This is a genomic window from Staphylococcus schleiferi, assembly GCF_025558325.1.
Classification (GTDB): domain Bacteria; phylum Bacillota; class Bacilli; order Staphylococcales; family Staphylococcaceae; genus Staphylococcus; species Staphylococcus schleiferi.
The window spans coordinates 681,981-698,620 of sequence record NZ_CP094712.1 but is presented as its reverse complement, the minus strand read 5'-3'; the positions used below and the strand labels follow the sequence as shown (position 1 = coordinate 698,620).

The 16,640-nt window shown below is 37.6% G+C and carries 16 protein-coding genes; 5 read left to right on the top strand and 11 right to left on the bottom strand.

What is annotated here, in order from left to right; all coding sequences use genetic code 11:
* Positions 1 to 317: 317 nt before the first annotated feature.
* The 3 genes from MUA40_RS02975 to MUA40_RS02965 all read right to left on the bottom strand — a co-directional run bounded on the left by MUA40_RS02975 (position 318) and on the right by MUA40_RS02965 (position 6,325).
* On the bottom strand, positions 318 to 1,484 hold the full coding sequence (locus MUA40_RS02975) for an aminotransferase class I/II-fold pyridoxal phosphate-dependent enzyme (protein WP_167732969.1): 1,167 nt from the start codon (positions 1,482 to 1,484) through the stop codon (positions 318 to 320).
* Positions 1,485 to 1,715: 231 nt separating this feature from the next.
* Positions 1,716 to 4,886 carry an efflux RND transporter permease subunit gene (locus MUA40_RS02970; protein ID WP_016426339.1) on the bottom strand — a complete coding sequence of 1,057 codons (3,171 nt, stop codon included), beginning with the start codon at positions 4,884 to 4,886 and terminating at the stop codon, positions 1,716 to 1,718.
* A 170-nt stretch (positions 4,887 to 5,056) separates the two neighbouring features.
* Complete coding sequence (locus MUA40_RS02965) at positions 5,057 to 6,325, bottom strand: lipid II:glycine glycyltransferase FemX (protein WP_167732971.1); 1,269 nt, start codon at positions 6,323 to 6,325, stop codon at positions 5,057 to 5,059.
* A gap of 233 nt (positions 6,326 to 6,558) precedes the next feature.
* Here MUA40_RS02965 and MUA40_RS02960 point away from each other — a divergent pair, with 233 nt between their 5' ends.
* On the top strand, positions 6,559 to 6,813 hold the full coding sequence (locus tag MUA40_RS02960; RefSeq protein ID WP_016426337.1) for a hypothetical protein: 255 nt from the start codon (positions 6,559 to 6,561) through the stop codon (positions 6,811 to 6,813).
* On the opposite strand, the gene MUA40_RS02955 is transcribed toward MUA40_RS02960, so the two are convergent.
* The gene (locus MUA40_RS02955; protein WP_016426336.1) at positions 6,804 to 7,571 is read right to left on the bottom strand and encodes a VOC family protein; all 768 of its coding nucleotides are present in this window, start codon (positions 7,569 to 7,571) and stop codon (positions 6,804 to 6,806) included. The two genes, MUA40_RS02960 and MUA40_RS02955, sit on opposite strands and share 10 nt — an antisense overlap.
* Before the next feature lie 282 nt (positions 7,572 to 7,853).
* On the opposite strand from MUA40_RS02955, the gene MUA40_RS02950 reads away from it, so the two are divergent.
* The 3 genes from MUA40_RS02950 (at position 7,854) to MUA40_RS02940 (ending at position 10,983) form a co-directional block, all read left to right on the top strand.
* A complete protein-coding gene (locus MUA40_RS02950; protein WP_016426335.1) occupies positions 7,854 to 8,306 on the top strand; it encodes a MarR family winged helix-turn-helix transcriptional regulator in 453 nt (150 codons plus the stop codon).
* A 207-nt stretch (positions 8,307 to 8,513) separates the two neighbouring features.
* Positions 8,514 to 10,400, top strand: coding sequence for an endonuclease/exonuclease/phosphatase family protein (locus tag MUA40_RS02945; RefSeq protein ID WP_262569873.1), 1,887 nt, complete (start codon positions 8,514 to 8,516; stop codon positions 10,398 to 10,400).
* A gap of 121 nt (positions 10,401 to 10,521) precedes the next feature.
* Positions 10,522 to 10,983 carry a transposase family protein gene (locus MUA40_RS02940; RefSeq protein WP_155976508.1) on the top strand — a complete coding sequence of 154 codons (462 nt, stop codon included), beginning with the start codon at positions 10,522 to 10,524 and terminating at the stop codon, positions 10,981 to 10,983.
* Positions 10,984 to 11,303: 320 nt separating this feature from the next.
* Here the strand turns inward: MUA40_RS02940 and moaA are convergent, their stop codons facing one another.
* From moaA to MUA40_RS02910, 6 genes are read right to left on the bottom strand one after another with little or no spacing between them, the layout of a single operon-like run.
* Positions 11,304 to 12,326 (bottom strand): GTP 3',8-cyclase MoaA, encoded by a 1,023-nt coding sequence (gene moaA, locus MUA40_RS02935; RefSeq protein WP_016426332.1) that lies wholly within the window; start codon positions 12,324 to 12,326, stop codon positions 11,304 to 11,306.
* A gap of 22 nt (positions 12,327 to 12,348) precedes the next feature.
* Complete coding sequence (gene mobA, locus MUA40_RS02930) at positions 12,349 to 12,960, bottom strand: molybdenum cofactor guanylyltransferase MobA (RefSeq protein ID WP_016426331.1); 612 nt, start codon at positions 12,958 to 12,960, stop codon at positions 12,349 to 12,351.
* A gap of 9 nt (positions 12,961 to 12,969) precedes the next feature.
* A complete protein-coding gene (moaD, locus tag MUA40_RS02925; RefSeq protein ID WP_016426330.1) occupies positions 12,970 to 13,203 on the bottom strand; it encodes a molybdopterin converting factor subunit 1 in 234 nt (77 codons plus the stop codon).
* Positions 13,200 to 13,658, bottom strand: a complete 459-nt coding sequence (locus tag MUA40_RS02920) for a molybdenum cofactor biosynthesis protein MoaE (RefSeq protein ID WP_037559482.1) — start codon at positions 13,656 to 13,658, stop codon at positions 13,200 to 13,202. Before MUA40_RS02920 ends, moaD begins: the two co-directional genes overlap by 4 nt.
* A gap of 5 nt (positions 13,659 to 13,663) precedes the next feature.
* The gene (mobB, locus tag MUA40_RS02915) at positions 13,664 to 14,140 is read right to left on the bottom strand and encodes a molybdopterin-guanine dinucleotide biosynthesis protein B (RefSeq protein ID WP_016426328.1); all 477 of its coding nucleotides are present in this window, start codon (positions 14,138 to 14,140) and stop codon (positions 13,664 to 13,666) included.
* Positions 14,137 to 15,396 (bottom strand): molybdopterin molybdotransferase MoeA, encoded by a 1,260-nt coding sequence (locus MUA40_RS02910; RefSeq protein ID WP_155976509.1) that lies wholly within the window; start codon positions 15,394 to 15,396, stop codon positions 14,137 to 14,139. The genes mobB and MUA40_RS02910 overlap by 4 nt, the downstream gene beginning before the upstream one ends.
* A 69-nt stretch (positions 15,397 to 15,465) precedes the next feature.
* On the opposite strand from MUA40_RS02910, the gene moaC reads away from it, so the two are divergent.
* Positions 15,466 to 15,945: a cyclic pyranopterin monophosphate synthase MoaC gene (gene moaC / locus MUA40_RS02905; protein WP_016426326.1), complete on the top strand. Its 480-nt coding sequence runs from the start codon at positions 15,466 to 15,468 to the stop codon at positions 15,943 to 15,945.
* Positions 15,946 to 16,126: 181 nt separating this feature from the next.
* Here the strand turns inward: moaC and MUA40_RS02900 are convergent, their stop codons facing one another.
* Positions 16,127 to 16,627 (bottom strand): MogA/MoaB family molybdenum cofactor biosynthesis protein, encoded by a 501-nt coding sequence (locus MUA40_RS02900; protein ID WP_016426325.1) that lies wholly within the window; start codon positions 16,625 to 16,627, stop codon positions 16,127 to 16,129.
* Positions 16,628 to 16,640: the final 13 nt, after the last annotated feature.

Sequence of the window (16,640 nt, the reverse complement as noted above, 5' to 3'; positions counted from 1 at the left end):
AAAAAGCAGGATGACTTATGTCATCCCACCATAAAAAATGAAGAACCTGTAAAGTCTAACCATTAAACCAATAAGCAGGTCCATGTTGAGATATGACCACATCTCAACCTATTTTAGCTTTTATTAAAAGTATTCAAAAAAGAGGCTGGGACTTCAATCCCAAAATAAATAGCGCTAAGATGATCTTTAATAGAAAATCGTCTTAGCGCTTCTTTTTTATGATAAAACGTTTTATTTATTTCAAACTTTTCCGCAAGTTCCGGTTTCTGTAACGCGCCATCTCTTTTTATATGTCAAAAAACGATCAATTTAACCTCTTAGTTTGTAGAATCGTTTTGATATAAAGCTTTCAAAGAAACTAACCTTTCTAATGCGGTATTTAATTGCGCTTCGTCAATAGCAAAAGAAATTCGAACGTAACCTTCCCCTTCTTCACCAAAAGGATGACCCGGCGCCGCAAGTATTGACTTTTCTTGTAACAAATAGTCAATGAACGCATCGCTAGTAAACCCATTTGGACATTGCAACCAGAGGAAAATGCCCCCTTTGATAGGTTCATGCGGAATCTCTGCTTCATTTAGTGTTTTTTCGATTAAATCACGACGATGGCCAAACACACGACTCTGTTCATGTAATACATCATCACATTCGTTTAATGCCACTGTACAAGCATCTTGCAATGCACCATACATACCGGCTTGTGTATGGGTATGATATTTTTGTAAATTTTCAATCATTTCAGCGTTTCCGACGGCGAACCCAACGCGATAGCCAGACATATTATAACCTTTAGAAAAAGAAAATACTTCAACAGCACAAGACTTTGCACCTTCAGCCTGTAGAATACTCGGATTGGGTTGGTCAAATCCAAAGGCTTGATACGCAAAATCATGAACAATTTTCGTCTTCGTTTGTTTAAAACGGTCAATTGTGTCTTGGAAAAAGGCTTTTGTAGCTACCGAACCTGTTGGATTATTCGGATACGTCAAATAAATAAGGCGTGTATTTGTCGTGTCTACCGCATTCCAATCGGGTAAGTAATGGCGTGCTCTAGACAGTTTCAATGGTTTAGGCTGTCCTTTTGCTAATAACACACCTGCAAGGTAATCCGTATACCCCGGATCTGGCAATAGCACTTCATCTCCTGGTTCAATGACACATGTAGGCAAGGCTACTAAACCGTTCTTCGTACCATAAAACAGACAAACTTCCTTTTCTGGATCTAAAATGACATTAAACTGACGTTCATAAAAATCAACAATAGCTTGTTTAAAGGTCGCTTTACCTTGAAACGCTAAATATTTCTGATTTTCCGGCTTCACAATAGCCTCTTGTAAAGCTTTAATAATCACATCTGGTGTATCAGCATCAGGTATTCCTACTGCTAAATTAATTAAGGGTAAAGGGCCGTGTTCAACCTTCTTCCCCATCGTTTTACCAAAATAACTATCTGGAATCTCACTGAGTATTGTTGTGTACGCCATCTTATCGTCCCCCTTATTATTATGGCTGATCGAAATTACGCTTCGTTCTTTTTAAACATCTAAGTAAAGATAACCGAATTGAAGCGCTCAATACTTGTAGCGACCTTCAATTCGGAATGCTCTTTATCTCTCGCCATCATCATTTCAAGCTTCATCGTGATGGCCCTATCAAATGTTTAGAAAATTGATAATGATTCTATCTTACAAAAGCTCTCACTGAACGTCAACGACTTATGAACGATGCTGACGTCTCGTTAATTTATTTCTAAGAGTGAATAAGATTTCATAAATAACAGGGACTACGACAAGTGTCAATATCGTTGATGACAATAGCCCACCGATTACCGTAGCAGCAAGTCCTTTCGAAATTAAAATTGAATTGTCTTGACCAAACAATAATGGAATCAGTGCACCAATCGTTGCGATTGCAGTCATCAAAATCGGACGAATCCGCGTGCCTCCCGCTTCAAGCAATGCTTCTTTCATCGACATACCTGATTTTTCATTATTAATCACTCTATCAATTAATACAATCGCATTTGTCACGACAATACCGATTAACATCAGTAAACCAATCATACTTGGTACCGAAAGCGTTTCTCCTGTTAAGATAAGTGCAAGAACAACACCAATCACGGTATATGGCAGTGCAAATAAAATTGTAAATGGTGCGAGACCGCCTTTAAATGTAAGGACAAGCACTAAATAAACAATAATAATAGCAGCAAGCATCGCAAACATGAGTTGTGAAAATGCGTCTTCGATGTCTTTATTTGTTCCTCCTACAGAAGTATGCACATCACTTGGAGTTTTAACTTGGTTGACTTGTTTGCTTACCTCTTGCGCAATAGAACCGACATCTTTTCCAGAAATCGTAGCCGATACGGTGCTAGTGTAATCACCGCCTTCTTTAACGAGTTTATTCGGCATTGAGGATGTTTTTAACGTTGCGATATCACTCAATTTCAATTTCTCACCTGTTGGAGATGGTAATGAGGTTTGTTCTAATTTTTCTTTTGTCCAATTCGTTTGTTTATCACGTTTAACAACAACATTGTACGTATGATTTTTCTCTTTCACTTTTGAAATGGTCATGTCAGGAATATTTTGATTGAGCATCATTGCGAGTTGTGCTGATGTGATACCTGTTTTACCTGCTTTATTTGGATCGACTTGAACTTCATATTGATCATATGTTTCTGTTAAATCTGATTTGACATTCGTTAAACCAGATACTTTGGCCATTTTCTTTTGAACCGCTTTGACAGTGCCTTCAATTTCTTCCGTAGAAGGACCTGTAACTTGGACTTCTAAAGTATTGGATTTGCCTCCTGTGCCCATATCAAGGTTTTTCCAGTCGCCCGGATGATGATAGGTCTTAATATGATTCAAGACACGGTCTGGCTCCTCTTTAAAATTAGGCGTATGTGTATCATATTTTACCATCATCGCCATACTATTCGTTGAACCTGTTGGATCGATAGGCGACGCGCCTCCAACTGAATATTGTACATGTTGAACATGTTTCTGCTTAGATAAATATTTTTCGACTTGTTCGGCATGATGTAAAACACCTTGCTCCGTTTCACCTGGTTTCGGTGAATATGTCAGCGCCATAAATTTATCTTCACCAGTAGATATGAAACTTGTTCCTACTTTCATCGTACCTAAGACAACGCTTCCCACTAGTAGTAGTGTGCTTAAAATAATAACAATCCATTTATGATCTAAGCTCCAGCTTAATACCTTTTTGTAGTAACGACTGATGACACCGAGCTCTGACTTCGGTTGACGTTTAATCCCATTTTTAAAGAATACAGACCCTAGTACTGGAACAATCGTAATAGAAACTAATAGTGACGCAAGTAAACTAAATGTGACAGCATAGGCAAACGGTCTAAACATTTGTCCAACAGAGCCCGTAACGAAAGCTAAAGGTGCAAAAACGACAATCGTTACAAGTGTTGAAGACATAATCGGAATAAAGACTTCTTTCGTTGCAGAAATAATTAAATGATCACCGGAAAGCGACTCCTCTTTTCTTGTAAGTCTCCGATAAATATTTTCAATAACAACAATGGAGTCATCAATGACACGACCGACAGCAACAGTTAAAGCACCTAGCGTCAAAATATTTAATGAGACGTCAGTCAGTTTTAATGCCACCATAGCAATGAGTATTGACAATGGAATCGAAACTACGGAGATAGCCGTCATTCTTACATTTCTAAGGAACAGTAAAATAACGATAATAGCCACAATTGCGCCGAGTAATGCTTTTTCAATCATAGTATTTAAAGCGTCTTTAATCGGTTTTGCGGTATCCATAATTTGTACGGATTTTAAATCTTTGTGTTGTTTAATAAAATCCTTCACCGTTTTATCGACTTCATTTGCGACAGCCACAGTGTTTGCATCTTGTGCTTTAATAATTTGTACATCGACAGCATCTTTACCATTCGTTCTTGAAATGGATTCTCTTTCATCTGCAAGTTTTATATCTGCAAGTTTTTTTAATGGCACAGATTGCGTTGCTTCCGCTGCATTTGCAGATTGTCCTGATGTAGGCTGTGCTGATGACGATGGTGTTGACTGCAATGCCTGACTCTCTTTTTTATCATCCCCTTGCTGTTGAGGACGACTTGATGATTGAGAAGCGATGGCTAAAGGAATCTCCATATTTTTCAGTGCATCGACTGAGGCATATTGACCATCAATGACAATCGATTTTTCTGTATCACCAAATTGAAACAATCCTAAAGGTGATTTTTTGGTCGCTCCTTCAATATAATCTGAAACTTGTTGGGCGTTAAGACCTGCCTTTTGTAACTTTTGTTCATCAAATTTAACAGTCACTTTTCGTTCCGTTTGTCCGTTGACAGTTGCACGTTGCACGCCATCAATTGTTTGAAGCTTTGGAATTAATTGCGATTCCACTTCTTTCGTGCTCACTTTAACATCATGATCATGCAAAATAGAGTATGCGACAACCGGAAAAGCGTTCACTGTACTTCTTCGGATTTCTGGTTCTTGCACACCATCTGGGAAATCGATTTTTTTCAAAGCTTTTTCGATATCTTGTTCTGCTTTATCGAGATTCGTTTTTTCATCAAAATTTACAGTTACCATTGAAGCATTGGAGAGTGATTCTGTTTTTACACTTGTCACACCTGCCATGCCTCGTATTTCTTCGTCAATAGGGTTACTGACTTCTTTCATCACCGTTTCTGGTGTTGCACCTGGCATTGTTGTAGTTAACGTCATTGTTGGTGGTTCAGTATCTGGTAAAAGTTCTAACTTCATTTTAAAACTCGCATAAGCCCCACCCAATACGATGAGTATCACCATTAACATGATTGCAAACTTATTTGACAATGAAAAATCTATCAATTTTTTGACCAAGTTTAACGCGCCCTTTCTCCCGCATTCATTCTTAAGTAGCGTTGATTCATCATTTTTTAAAATTTCATTTCACAATTGCCTTATGTAACGCAAAAATACTGCTCAAACATAAGCAATGATAACCGTATAGCGTCTTATCATTGTTAAAGTGAGCAGTGCCTTGCTTTAATTTAGTTTTCTTTATTTCGGAGTGCTTTAATACGACGAACCAGTTTGATTTTTAAATGTGTGAGTTGTGGTTTGAACTGCTCAACTGCTTTATAAACGATTGGGTTCAACACATAATCAAACTCCCCTATTTTTTCACTCAAGTGTGTGCCCCATGCTTTTTTAAATGCCCATAAGCCATAGTGACTTGAATCTTTATCGGGTTGATTGTCTGTACCACCAAAGTCATAAGTCGTTGCACCTTTTTCACGTGCATATTGCATCATTCTAAACTGCATATGATGATTTGGTAAAAAGTCACGATAATGATTAGAAGACGCCCCATATAAGTAATAAGATTTCTGACCGGCAAACATCAATAGCGCACCTGAAAGGTATATTCCATCTGGATGCGTACGTTCTAGCGATTCCATATCTTTAATCAATGCAAGATTCTTATCACGCTTTTGTTGTGCATCTTTTAATTTATTACGTACTTTTTTATTGGCTTGATTTTTTTCTGACAGCCCCTGAATCTCTTGTTCTAATTTTTCTTGCTCCTCACGCAAATCTTTTAATACAGGCTTAGGCTCAAGTTTAACCAAGAAAAGTTCTGCGTCACCATCAGGATGTAACGCATCATAAATCGTTTCAAAATATGAAACATCACGCGTTAAGAAGCCATCTCTTTCGCCCGTTTCTTTCATTAAATTGGCAAATATTTTTAAATCTTCGCGTCCTTTGCGTTCTACTTTCGTTCCGCGTTTAAGTGCAAGTCTTACTTTTGAACGATTACGGTTCTCAAAGCTTTGGATAAGTGCATCATCACTTTTATCAATAGGTGTCACCATCGTCATACGCGGTTGAATATAGTCTTTTGCGAGGCCTTCTTTAAATCCTTTATGCTTAAATCCTAAATCTAATAAATCTTGCACTACTGTCATCCCTTGCTCGACTTCAACGTCGGGATCGATTTTAATTGTATATGCTTTTTCATCTTTCGCGACTTTGATGGCCTCGACCAGTAAAGTTTTGACCGCCCGTTGATCTGAATAATCAACGACAAAGCCTCGTGAAGCGTAGCATAGCGTGTAGGGAAGTTTCGGTATTTTTTTAAATAGCAATTGGGCAACCCCTTTAATTTCGCCATTTTCTCCGACTGCAATTCGCTTCGCATACCAGCCTGTCAGTTTTTTAGTTTCTCCCCATTTTGTCAATTGTAATAAATCGCCATTCGGATGACTTTTAACAAAGGCGTCATGTGCTTGATCAGTAATATTCATTAATTTCATTTTGACGTTAATACTCCTTTAAATTATGGTCTTTATTTATTTTTTAGTATAATCAATCATACGTATCATTGAATAATCAATGAGATAGACATTTTAATTTTAAAATGAGGAAGCCAACTTGTCATCCAAACGGAGCCGATTCAAGTTCAAAATTGTCATGACACACTTTCTCTCATTTAAAAGGAATTGCAAGTAACAAGCAATCACCTAATACAATCACTGGAGGTACTTAAATGCGCAATACCATACTTATTTTTTTATCTATTATAAACTTAATTATTATAGAAATTACACTTAGTTTTAATACTGGAATAGATTACTTAAGTTTGCGCGTTATTTTTGTTGCTTTTACATTAGTTACAAGTGTCTATATGATTTTACTTTATCGAACAACGAAACAACTTATCATTGCACTAATAGCCGTTTTCATCTCACTTATTCATATATTGCTTATCATACGTATCGTGTTTCAGGCGATTTATTCTTGAGGTGGTACGAATTGATAATTTGCACCCCGTGTCCGAATTAAGACTGGAGAATCAATGGTTTGATCGACAAACTGTACCGTATCGATTGCATCATCTTTACCCTCTACAATTTTAAATTTCACCTTTTTTGCAGGGCTATGTAATATCGTATAGCGATCAGCAGTTTCTACCGTGTCCATATCAAACCATTGCTTCCAGTTTTCTACCATTGTTTGACGATGATGAGACTGGAACGTCACCATGTCGATTTTAAAGTTTGTTTGAAAGTTTTCTTCCAATTCCGCTTCACGTTCTTCATCTGTTTTTTGCCACTGGATAAAAAACGGCATCATCATATCAAAATGATGGTTGTTGACGTATAAAAGTTGCCATTGAACGGTATGTCCCTTTTTATTTTCACGTGTCATTGTGATAGGACCCACTGTTTCCAGTCCACGTGCTTCGAACGCTTTCTTAAGTTTGACAATATCATGCGTTCTAAAGCAGAGCTTTTTAAAACCTTGCTTATAATCACTTTCCACAATGGTCTTGGCAAATGAATATTTACCATTTTGCGTTTTTGATTGTTGTTTCATTTTCCCTTGATTATAAATGTCTAACAACTCAATATAGGATAAATCAATCTGAACTAAGCGATTGAATGTCCCTAGCGATTCATGTTGGCCGCCATTTTGAATTTCTAAATATTTCCCAGGAAATTCAAAACGATTTAAGCCATGTATATAATGAATGATATGATCTAATTCTATATCTAACATTTACTTACCTCCCACTTCGTAAGCCTTGGCTTCATTTTAACAAATATCATTCATGAAATCTCGATATACACTTAATTTAGCGCGATACGTTTGATACCTTTTATATTGTGTCACCCCATTCATCACGCATCTATTTAAAATCTTTTAAATGATGCTTGAACCCTCTATATTAAATCAAATAGATATGATTCAGATATTTAAAGCTATCATAAACGCTCTGCTTTTTGTCTATTTAGATGACGTGATATAATCAAGCTATTACACAACAGAAAGGGAGTCATTATGAAACCTTCAGTATTGTTTGATGATTTGATGAAACTTCATCGCCCATATATTAAATATGTCCAACCTTTATTGGACGAATATGATTTACACTCTGCACAATGGCTTGTATTAAAAGATATCGCTGCGCATCCCAACACAACACTTGTCCAAATTTCAAAGCGTCGTTCGATTGAAAAACCGACGACACGAAAAATATTGAAAGTACTCAATGAAAAGAACTGGTTGACTATCCATACTGGCGAAGACAAAAGAGAAAAATTGTTAAATCTCTCTTCATCGGGTCGACAATTACACGATACTCTAGCACAGCGCATAACTGAGCTGCAAATGTCACTTTTAAACGAACTTCATTTATCAGATCAAGAAGTTTTAGCAGCAACCAAACTGATTGATGAAATTTACCATACACTCCTTAAACATTTAGAACACAATGAAGAAAATAAAAAATGATTACTTGAAGGCATACGAGTTACAAAAATAACCTATATAGGCGATAGCTCTTCCCAAATATAGCAATTTAACGCTTTTAGCATCATCAACTTATTTGTAGTGAGAAATTGCCCCCACTTCAACTCTATATTTTACTCAATTTTTACATTCTTTATATTCCTCTTTTGATATACTAAATATGAAATATATATTTTAGGAGGCAATCTATTGAAAAAGAAGTTAATTGGTAAAACTGTTGTTTTAAGCTTACTGCTGGCACCCCCTGTTTTTCACGCGCAAAATTCATTCGCAAATGCACAAGGACAAGCACAATCCACACACTCTATTCAAATTCATGATATTCAAGGTGCAGGACACTTCTCCCCTTTGAAGGGTCAACATGTTCACAATGTTGAAGGCATCGTTACATATCAATATCAAGTAAAAGGGAATCATTATTTCCATTTACAAACACCAGACAAATATAAAGACAAAGACCCTAATACGTCAGAGGGGATTATAGTTTATGCAGGCCACGCTGCACCATCCGTCAAAGTCGGTGATCTAGTGCAAGTTTCAGGTATGGTTGATGAGTATGCGATCGAAGGTTATGATACGAAGCAACAAACGGATCTGCCTCTTACAGAAATTGATGCACGTACTTCTAAAAATGGAAATATCATGACATTAAAACATAATCAACCTTTACCAGAACCGATTAAAATTAAAAAAATACCTAAAACTATCGCGTCTGATCAACATTTCTCAGTATATAATCCTAAAAAATACGCCATAGATTATTGGGAATCGTTAGAAGGTATGCGTGTGCAAATAGGAAATGTTCGAAGTGTAGGCCCTCAATCTCACGGAGAAGTGTTTACTGTTTTAAATCGTAATCGCCAAGAAACTAAAAATGGTGGCGTATTATTAAAAGAAGACAATCAAAATGGGCAACGTATCGCTTTCAAAATGAATGATAGCGAAAATCGCGCTCATCAATTTAATGTTAATACTGGAGATCACTTCAATGGACCTCTCATCGGTTATGTTAACTACAGTTTCCAAAACTATAAAATCAATATTGACTCAAAAGACATGGAAGCCGCATACCGAAAAGGTAAAGCACAACAACAAGGTACTTATCTTAAACCTTCTGAAAATAAATTGACTGTTGCATCATACAATCTTGAAAACTTTTCAAATGATGTGAAAACGTCAAGTCAAGATAAGGCACAAAAATTAGCTAAAGGCATTGTTACTGATATGAAAAAACCTGATATTATCGGTGTTACTGAAGTGCAAGATAACGATGGTCCTGGCAAAGGTGGTCCCGAAGCCCAAGCTTCATATGAACGTCTCATTAAAGCAATAGAAGCGGCTGGTGGTCTAACTTATCGCTATGTGAACATTGATCCTAAAATGAATGCAGACGGGGGTCAACCGGATGCCAATATTCGCGTCGGCTTCCTATACAATCCAGATCGTGTTAAATTTGATAATCAAATTAAACCGGGTGATGCAGATACAGCCGTCGCATATCGAAACAATCAATTAACACATAACCCTGGACTTATTTCACCACAGGATCCAGCCTTCAAAGAAGTGCGAAAATCTTTAGCTGCACAATTTGAATTCAAAGGTCAACAAGTTATTGCTATCGCGAACCATTGGAAATCTAAACGCGGTGATGACGGCTTATTCGGACGTCAACAACCTGTCAACGTTCGCACTGAACCTCAACGTGTTGAAATTGCGAAACGTGTAGGTGCATTCGTCTCACAAGTTCAACAACAAAATCCTCAAGCGCATGTGATTTCGGTTGGAGATTATAACGATTTTCAATGGACACCTTCATTGAAAACATTTGAAAGTTATGGCCTTAAAAATATGGTCAACACAGTGCCTAAGAAAACAAGATATTCTTACGTTTACCAAGGGAATACACAAACATTAGACCATGTTTTAGTGTCTAAACATTTGGCACCACAAACACGTCTTGATATGATTCATGTTAATAGTGATTTCACTGAAATGGCTGGCCGTGCGAGTGATCATGATCCATTACTTGCGCAAATCGACTTTTCAAAATATATAAAGAAACAACATAAAAAATAATGGTTCTTCATTTTTTATGGTGGGATGACATAAGTCGTCCTGCTTTTTTGTACAAAAATAGCGCAAATGCCTCTATCATTTTAAGTGACTAAACCAAAAATAAAGGAGACATATTGCGCCTATGTGTAATGATATATTAAAGTTACTAAAAATTAAAGATAATAATATTAAAATCACTAAAGTTGAAGAAGATGTAGTTATTAGAGGTAAGAAATCTAACGTCATCTTTGGTACCCTTTCATACAAGCCTATGACTTGTCCTCACTGTTATCATACGAATCCAAACCGAATACACAAACACGGAAAACGTTTATCGCGAATTACTTTTTTAAGATTCCAAGAGATAGCAGTGTATTTAAATCTGTTAAAACAACGTTTTAAATGTAGGGTTTGTGGTCGGACTTTTACTTCTAAAACAAATGTTGTTGAGGATAACTGTTTTATCTCAAACCATGTTCAGAAAGCCATTATAGATAAAGCAACACAAGTTCGCTCAGAAACTGATATCGCAAGTGATTGTAACGTTTCTGCATCTTCTGTAAAACGTGTGATTCATAAAGTAAGCAATGCCACTTTTCAATAGTGAAATTGCTTAAATAGATTGCGTACCGAGTCGAGACTCCCGAGGCATAGAGCCGAAACCGAAAATCCATTTTGGCTTCTTATGAGCTACAATAAAAGCCAAAATTAGTTGAGGTAAGGCGCCTGGGAAAGCGAGACTCGAAGAAGCAATCGGAAGTTTGCGACTTAATTATTATAGACACATAACCACCATATAAAGTGTACAGTCAAAATAATGCTACAACTCTAAAAACCCTTCACAGTCACATGAAAAATGCGACTGTGAAGGGTTTTATTTGATTATGAGGTAATCTTGACATCTTACTCTATTAGCGCTGTCGATTAGCCTCCGATATAGTTCATATTTATTTTATTTTTACGGCGACGCGCCACGGTTTGTGCTGTTCGTTCATCAGAATAACGGTCATCACGGACACGCCATAACTGTTTAAGTTGTGCTATGATTTCTTCATCTGTCATCTGGCTTCTTAAAAGTTGTCGTACATCGAATCCATTGACACTGCTAAATAAACAGCCATAAAATTTACCATCGGATGAGAGTCGTGCGCGCGTACACGTTGAACAAAATGAGTCAGAAACGCTTGTAATTAAGCCGAATTTGGACTGAGCCCCTACGTATCGATAATACTTTGCTACTTCTCCAAAGTATTTAGGCGGCACTGCTTCAACCTCAAATTCTTTATGAATCATTTCTAACATTTCATCTTTAGTCACAACTTTACTAAAATCCCATCCATTGTCGTTACCTACATCCATAAATTCAATGAAACGTATTGTAACATCTTTATCTTTAAAATAATGGAGCATTGGAATAATTTGATCATCATTGATGCCTTTTTGGATAACGACATTGACTTTAACTTGTAAACCAATAGCGACTGCATAATCAATTTGTTCAAGTATTGTTGAAGCTTTAATACCACGATTGTTAATCGACTGAAAAACCGGATCTTCAATAGCATCTAAACTGACATTGATTCTTCTTAATCCTGCATCATACAACTTTTGTCCGTGCTTTTTGAGCAACAAGCCATTCGTTGTCACACCGATATCTTCTATGCCTTCTATCGCATTAATTTGAGCGATTAATCGATGCAAATCACGGCGCAGTAAAGGTTCCCCACCGGTAATCCTTACCTTTTTCACACCTAATTGTGCATAAAGTCGTGTAATTCTCGTAATCTCTTCAAAACTCAATAATTGATCTTTAGGTAAAAAGACATAATCATCCCCGAAAATTTCTTTTGGCATACAGTAATCGCATCGAAAATTACATCGATCTGTGACGGAAATGCGCAAATCACGAATGGGTCTTCCCAACTTATCTAATATTTGTTCAGCCATTTTGCGCCCCCCTTTTTTTCCATTACTCTATCATTTCTGCTTCTAATGTTGCCAAATCATCTTGGTAGTTAATATTTTTAAACCAATAACTTGGACCGTTAATTGAATCTGCATCCAACCAATCGGTAGAAACTTGTTCATAAACATGTTTCATACTTAAATCACCCGATTGAAGCACTTGTTCAATAATTGGAAATACACGTTTATGATAAAAGGCAATCGTAGGTATCGGTTTCCCTTCACTTGCAAACCCGGCAATATCTAATTGCTCTTCTATAAGATTAGAGACCATAAATTGATAAAGCTGGCTAATCGCTTTTTTAGTGACCATAGGGGTGTCCACCGAAATAACGAAGTATACATCTTCCATTTCATCTTGGACCATCGCACTATAAATACCTGCAAGAGGTCCCTTACCGCGATGGTTCGCATCATCAATGACCACTTGTGCTTTTTGCGCTTCGAATTGCATAGCCAAATGTTCATTCGTACTAATAATAATATCGCTAAACATATTTGTTTCTTGTAGCGTATCGATTAACTTATGATAAAAAGGTGTGCCTTGAATTTCTGCAAATGCTTTGGGTGAACCAAACCTTTCAGAGTGACCACCTGCTAAGATGATAGCTTTCATGATTTGTTTTTAACCTCCACTGACTGGCGGGATGAGCGCAACCACATCGTTTGGTTGTATCACATCATCCGCTTGAGCAAAATCTTCGTTGATTGCCACTTGGAATTTTTTTCCTTGAATGGCAGGATAATTTTGATATAAATGTTGTTTCAAAGCTGTGACCGCAATCGGATGATCAAAGTGGAATGTTTCTTCAGATTGACCTAATAATTCTTTAATTTCGGCAAAGTACAATACTTTCACGACTGCTGTCCTCCCTTTTGAATGGCATCTTCATGGTACCCTTTTTGATGTCCTTGCCATTCGGCACCATCTTCCCATATTTCTTTTTTCCATATCGGAACCATTTCTTTAATACGTTCTATCGCGTACTCATTTGCTTGGTATGCGTCTTTTCGATGTGGCGATGACACACTAATACAAACCGCAATGTCCGAGATTTCTAACGCACCAATACGGTGACCAATCGCAGTGATTGTGCCTGGCCAACGCTCAGCAATCTCATCACCAATTTGCTTCAATTTATTTTCAGCCATCGGAACATAAGCTTCGTATTCAAGATATTGTGTCCGTATGCCTTTGGTCCACTCACGTACATGCCCTGTAAAGACAACAATCGCCCCTTGCTTTTCATTCAAAGTATACATGCGATATTGTTCAGGATTGAGTGGTTCCGTTGTAACTTCAAACTGTTTCAATCTCTTCATCCTTTATTATTTTGCACCCACGTATCAAGCCATCTTTCAAATTGATCAAATTCATCGACAACTTTATCTCTATGCAGTGCATATTTTACATTTTTCAATCTATTTAACTGTTTGAACTCCGCTTGATTACGATATAAAATCACTTTATCATAATCAGCATTTTTATAACCTTCAACTAGAATAATACTGTCATCAATGGTAACACATTCACGGATCAAAGTCTGTAAACTCATTTCATCATAACGTTGTATCGATTCTATATATTGATGCCCTTGTACAATACTTTGATCTGCACCCGCATTAAAATGACGCATATGATCTACATGCTCATGTGGCAATGTAATCTCTTCATGCGCATGGCCATGATGCTTAATCGTAACAACAGGATAGCCTAATCTTTTAAAATGTTCTACGATTCGAGACACAACAGTTGTTTTACCAACATCTTTATAGCCGACTACTTGTAAAATCATAAAAACAGTTCCTGTTGGTAGGCTTCAGATGATGTGAGCACGACACTTACTTGATGCCCTTTCTGGAACCCTCTTGTCCCGCCAGGCAATACCATCATGGCATTACTGTGTGCAATAGAGACAACAGCACCAGATTTGTTAAATCCTGATGGTGTAACGGTGGCTTCACGCCCTGTCAACACAGCGTTGGCACGTACAAATCTTGTAAATGGATTGGCCTTTTTAAAGTCTTCCATTAATGTGGCACGGATGACTGCTGGATAATAGCGTTGTGCATGCATCATATGATAAATGGCTGGTTTAACGAAAAGCTCAAATCCTGAGTAACATGCAGATGGATTCCCTGATAAGCCGAATAAATATTTTTCATTTGCAACAGCAACAGTTGTTACACTCCCAGGTCTCATTGCAACCTTATTAAACAGGACCTCTGCGTTTAAAGAACGATAAATGTCAGGTAAATAATCATAATCACCGACTGAGACACCCCCAGTAGTAATTACGATGTCATGTTTCTGATGCGCTTCTTTAACAACAGCTAAACTGCTGTCAAAATCGTCTTCTTGAATCCGATATAACGTGCCTTCAATTCCCTCTTTGCGTAACAGCGCATGAATCATAGGTCCATTAGAATTTCTAATCTTTCCAGGCTCTAACGGTGCATCAATATCAAGTAGCTCACTGCCAGTGGCGATGATAGCAACACTTGGCTTTTGAAAGACAGGAACGTCGACATAACCGAATGTGGCTAATACGGCTTCCACACCGGCATTAATACGTTGCCCTTTAGTTAGTACAACATCCCCTTCACGCGTCTCTTCACCCATCAATGAGATATTCTCATTTTTATTGAAAGGTTTACGAATAGTAAAACCTGATTCGGTTTCAACAGTTTGTTCTAGCATAACGACTGCATCGGCACCTTGAGGAATTTCTGCGCCGGTCATAATACGAACAGCTTCACCTTGTTGTAATTTTTGAGTTGAGACTGCACCTGCACCGATATGATCAACCACTTTAAATGCAATGCGATGGTCATGACTCGCTCCTTGCGTATCTTCACTGCGCAATGCAAATCCATCATAGGGCGATTTATCAAAGCGTGGAATTGCATAAGTGGCAACAATATCTTCTGCTAAAATAAAGCCTTCACTTTCATATATGTTGACCTTTGTGGCAGACATCAAAATATTTTGTTTCACAACACGTTCAATAGCCTCCATCACTGGAATGGGGTGTCTCTTTTCTACTGGCATTCCGCATACACTCCTAACAAATTAAAAGATTCATGCTATACTAACCTTGCATCATTAAGGAGGAATAGCATGTCTGAATTTACACATCTAAACGAACAAGGTAACGCCAAAATGGTCGATGTTTCTGATAAAAATACGACCCAACGTACTGCCATTGCCCACGCAAGCATCCAAGTAAATGCGACAATTTATGAACAAATCATTCATAATTCTAATAAAAAAGGGAATGTCTTGAATACTGCACAAATTGCGGGAATAATGGCAGCTAAAAACACGTCAAACATTATTCCTATGTGTCATCCACTCGCACTGACTGGTATTGATATTGTTTTTGACTGGGAAATGAGGGATGATGCGTACCGACTTCATATCGATGCTACTGTTTCAACAACTGGAAAAACAGGTGTTGAAATGGAAGCACTGACTGCCGCTTCTGTCACAGCACTTACGATTTACGACATGTGTAAAGCTGTCGACAAAGGAATGATTATCGGCGAAACTTACTTAATCAAAAAAACAGGCGGAAAATCAGATTTTAGTCGTCACTAGCTCTATTTCCAAATGTAGATAATGGTCTTATTCAATCAAGTGGGTCACTCAAGTCATCCCCATTTCTTAATTTATGCGTTGCCCGCTTGATTGAATTACAATATGTGCACTGCAAATCACAAAACTGTCTGAAAACCACATTTTCTCTTCAAAACATTCTTCTTTTTACTCTGCAAAAATGCTAACGATTCATTTCATGAACGAGATGATTGATTTCAGGTAAGATCAATCGATTCATCCCCAACTTAACGGCGCCTGTCGAACCCGGCAAACTAAAAATTAATGTTTGACCTGCCGAACCACCTACAGCTCTTGATAATAAAGCCCGTGTTCCGACGTCTTCTACAAAGCTTAAATAACGAAATAGTTCTCCAAAGCCTTCGATTTCTTTCGACAATAACGGTCGTACCGCTTCAATAGTCACATCCCTAGGTGCAATCCCTGTCCCACCTGTCGTTATAATGACATCGAGCGACTCTGTTAACCATTGCTTAAGTTGTGATTCAATCGCAGAGCGGTCATCTTTAACAATTTGATAGTGTTCGGGCTGAACCACACAATTCGTTGTTTGTAACAACGTTTGGACGAGTTGCCCCCCTTTATCTGTATCAACAGTTCTTGTATCAGAAACTGTAAGTACAGCACAACGTATATCACGGTCGAGCTTTACATTTGTATGCATCGAATAACCTCCT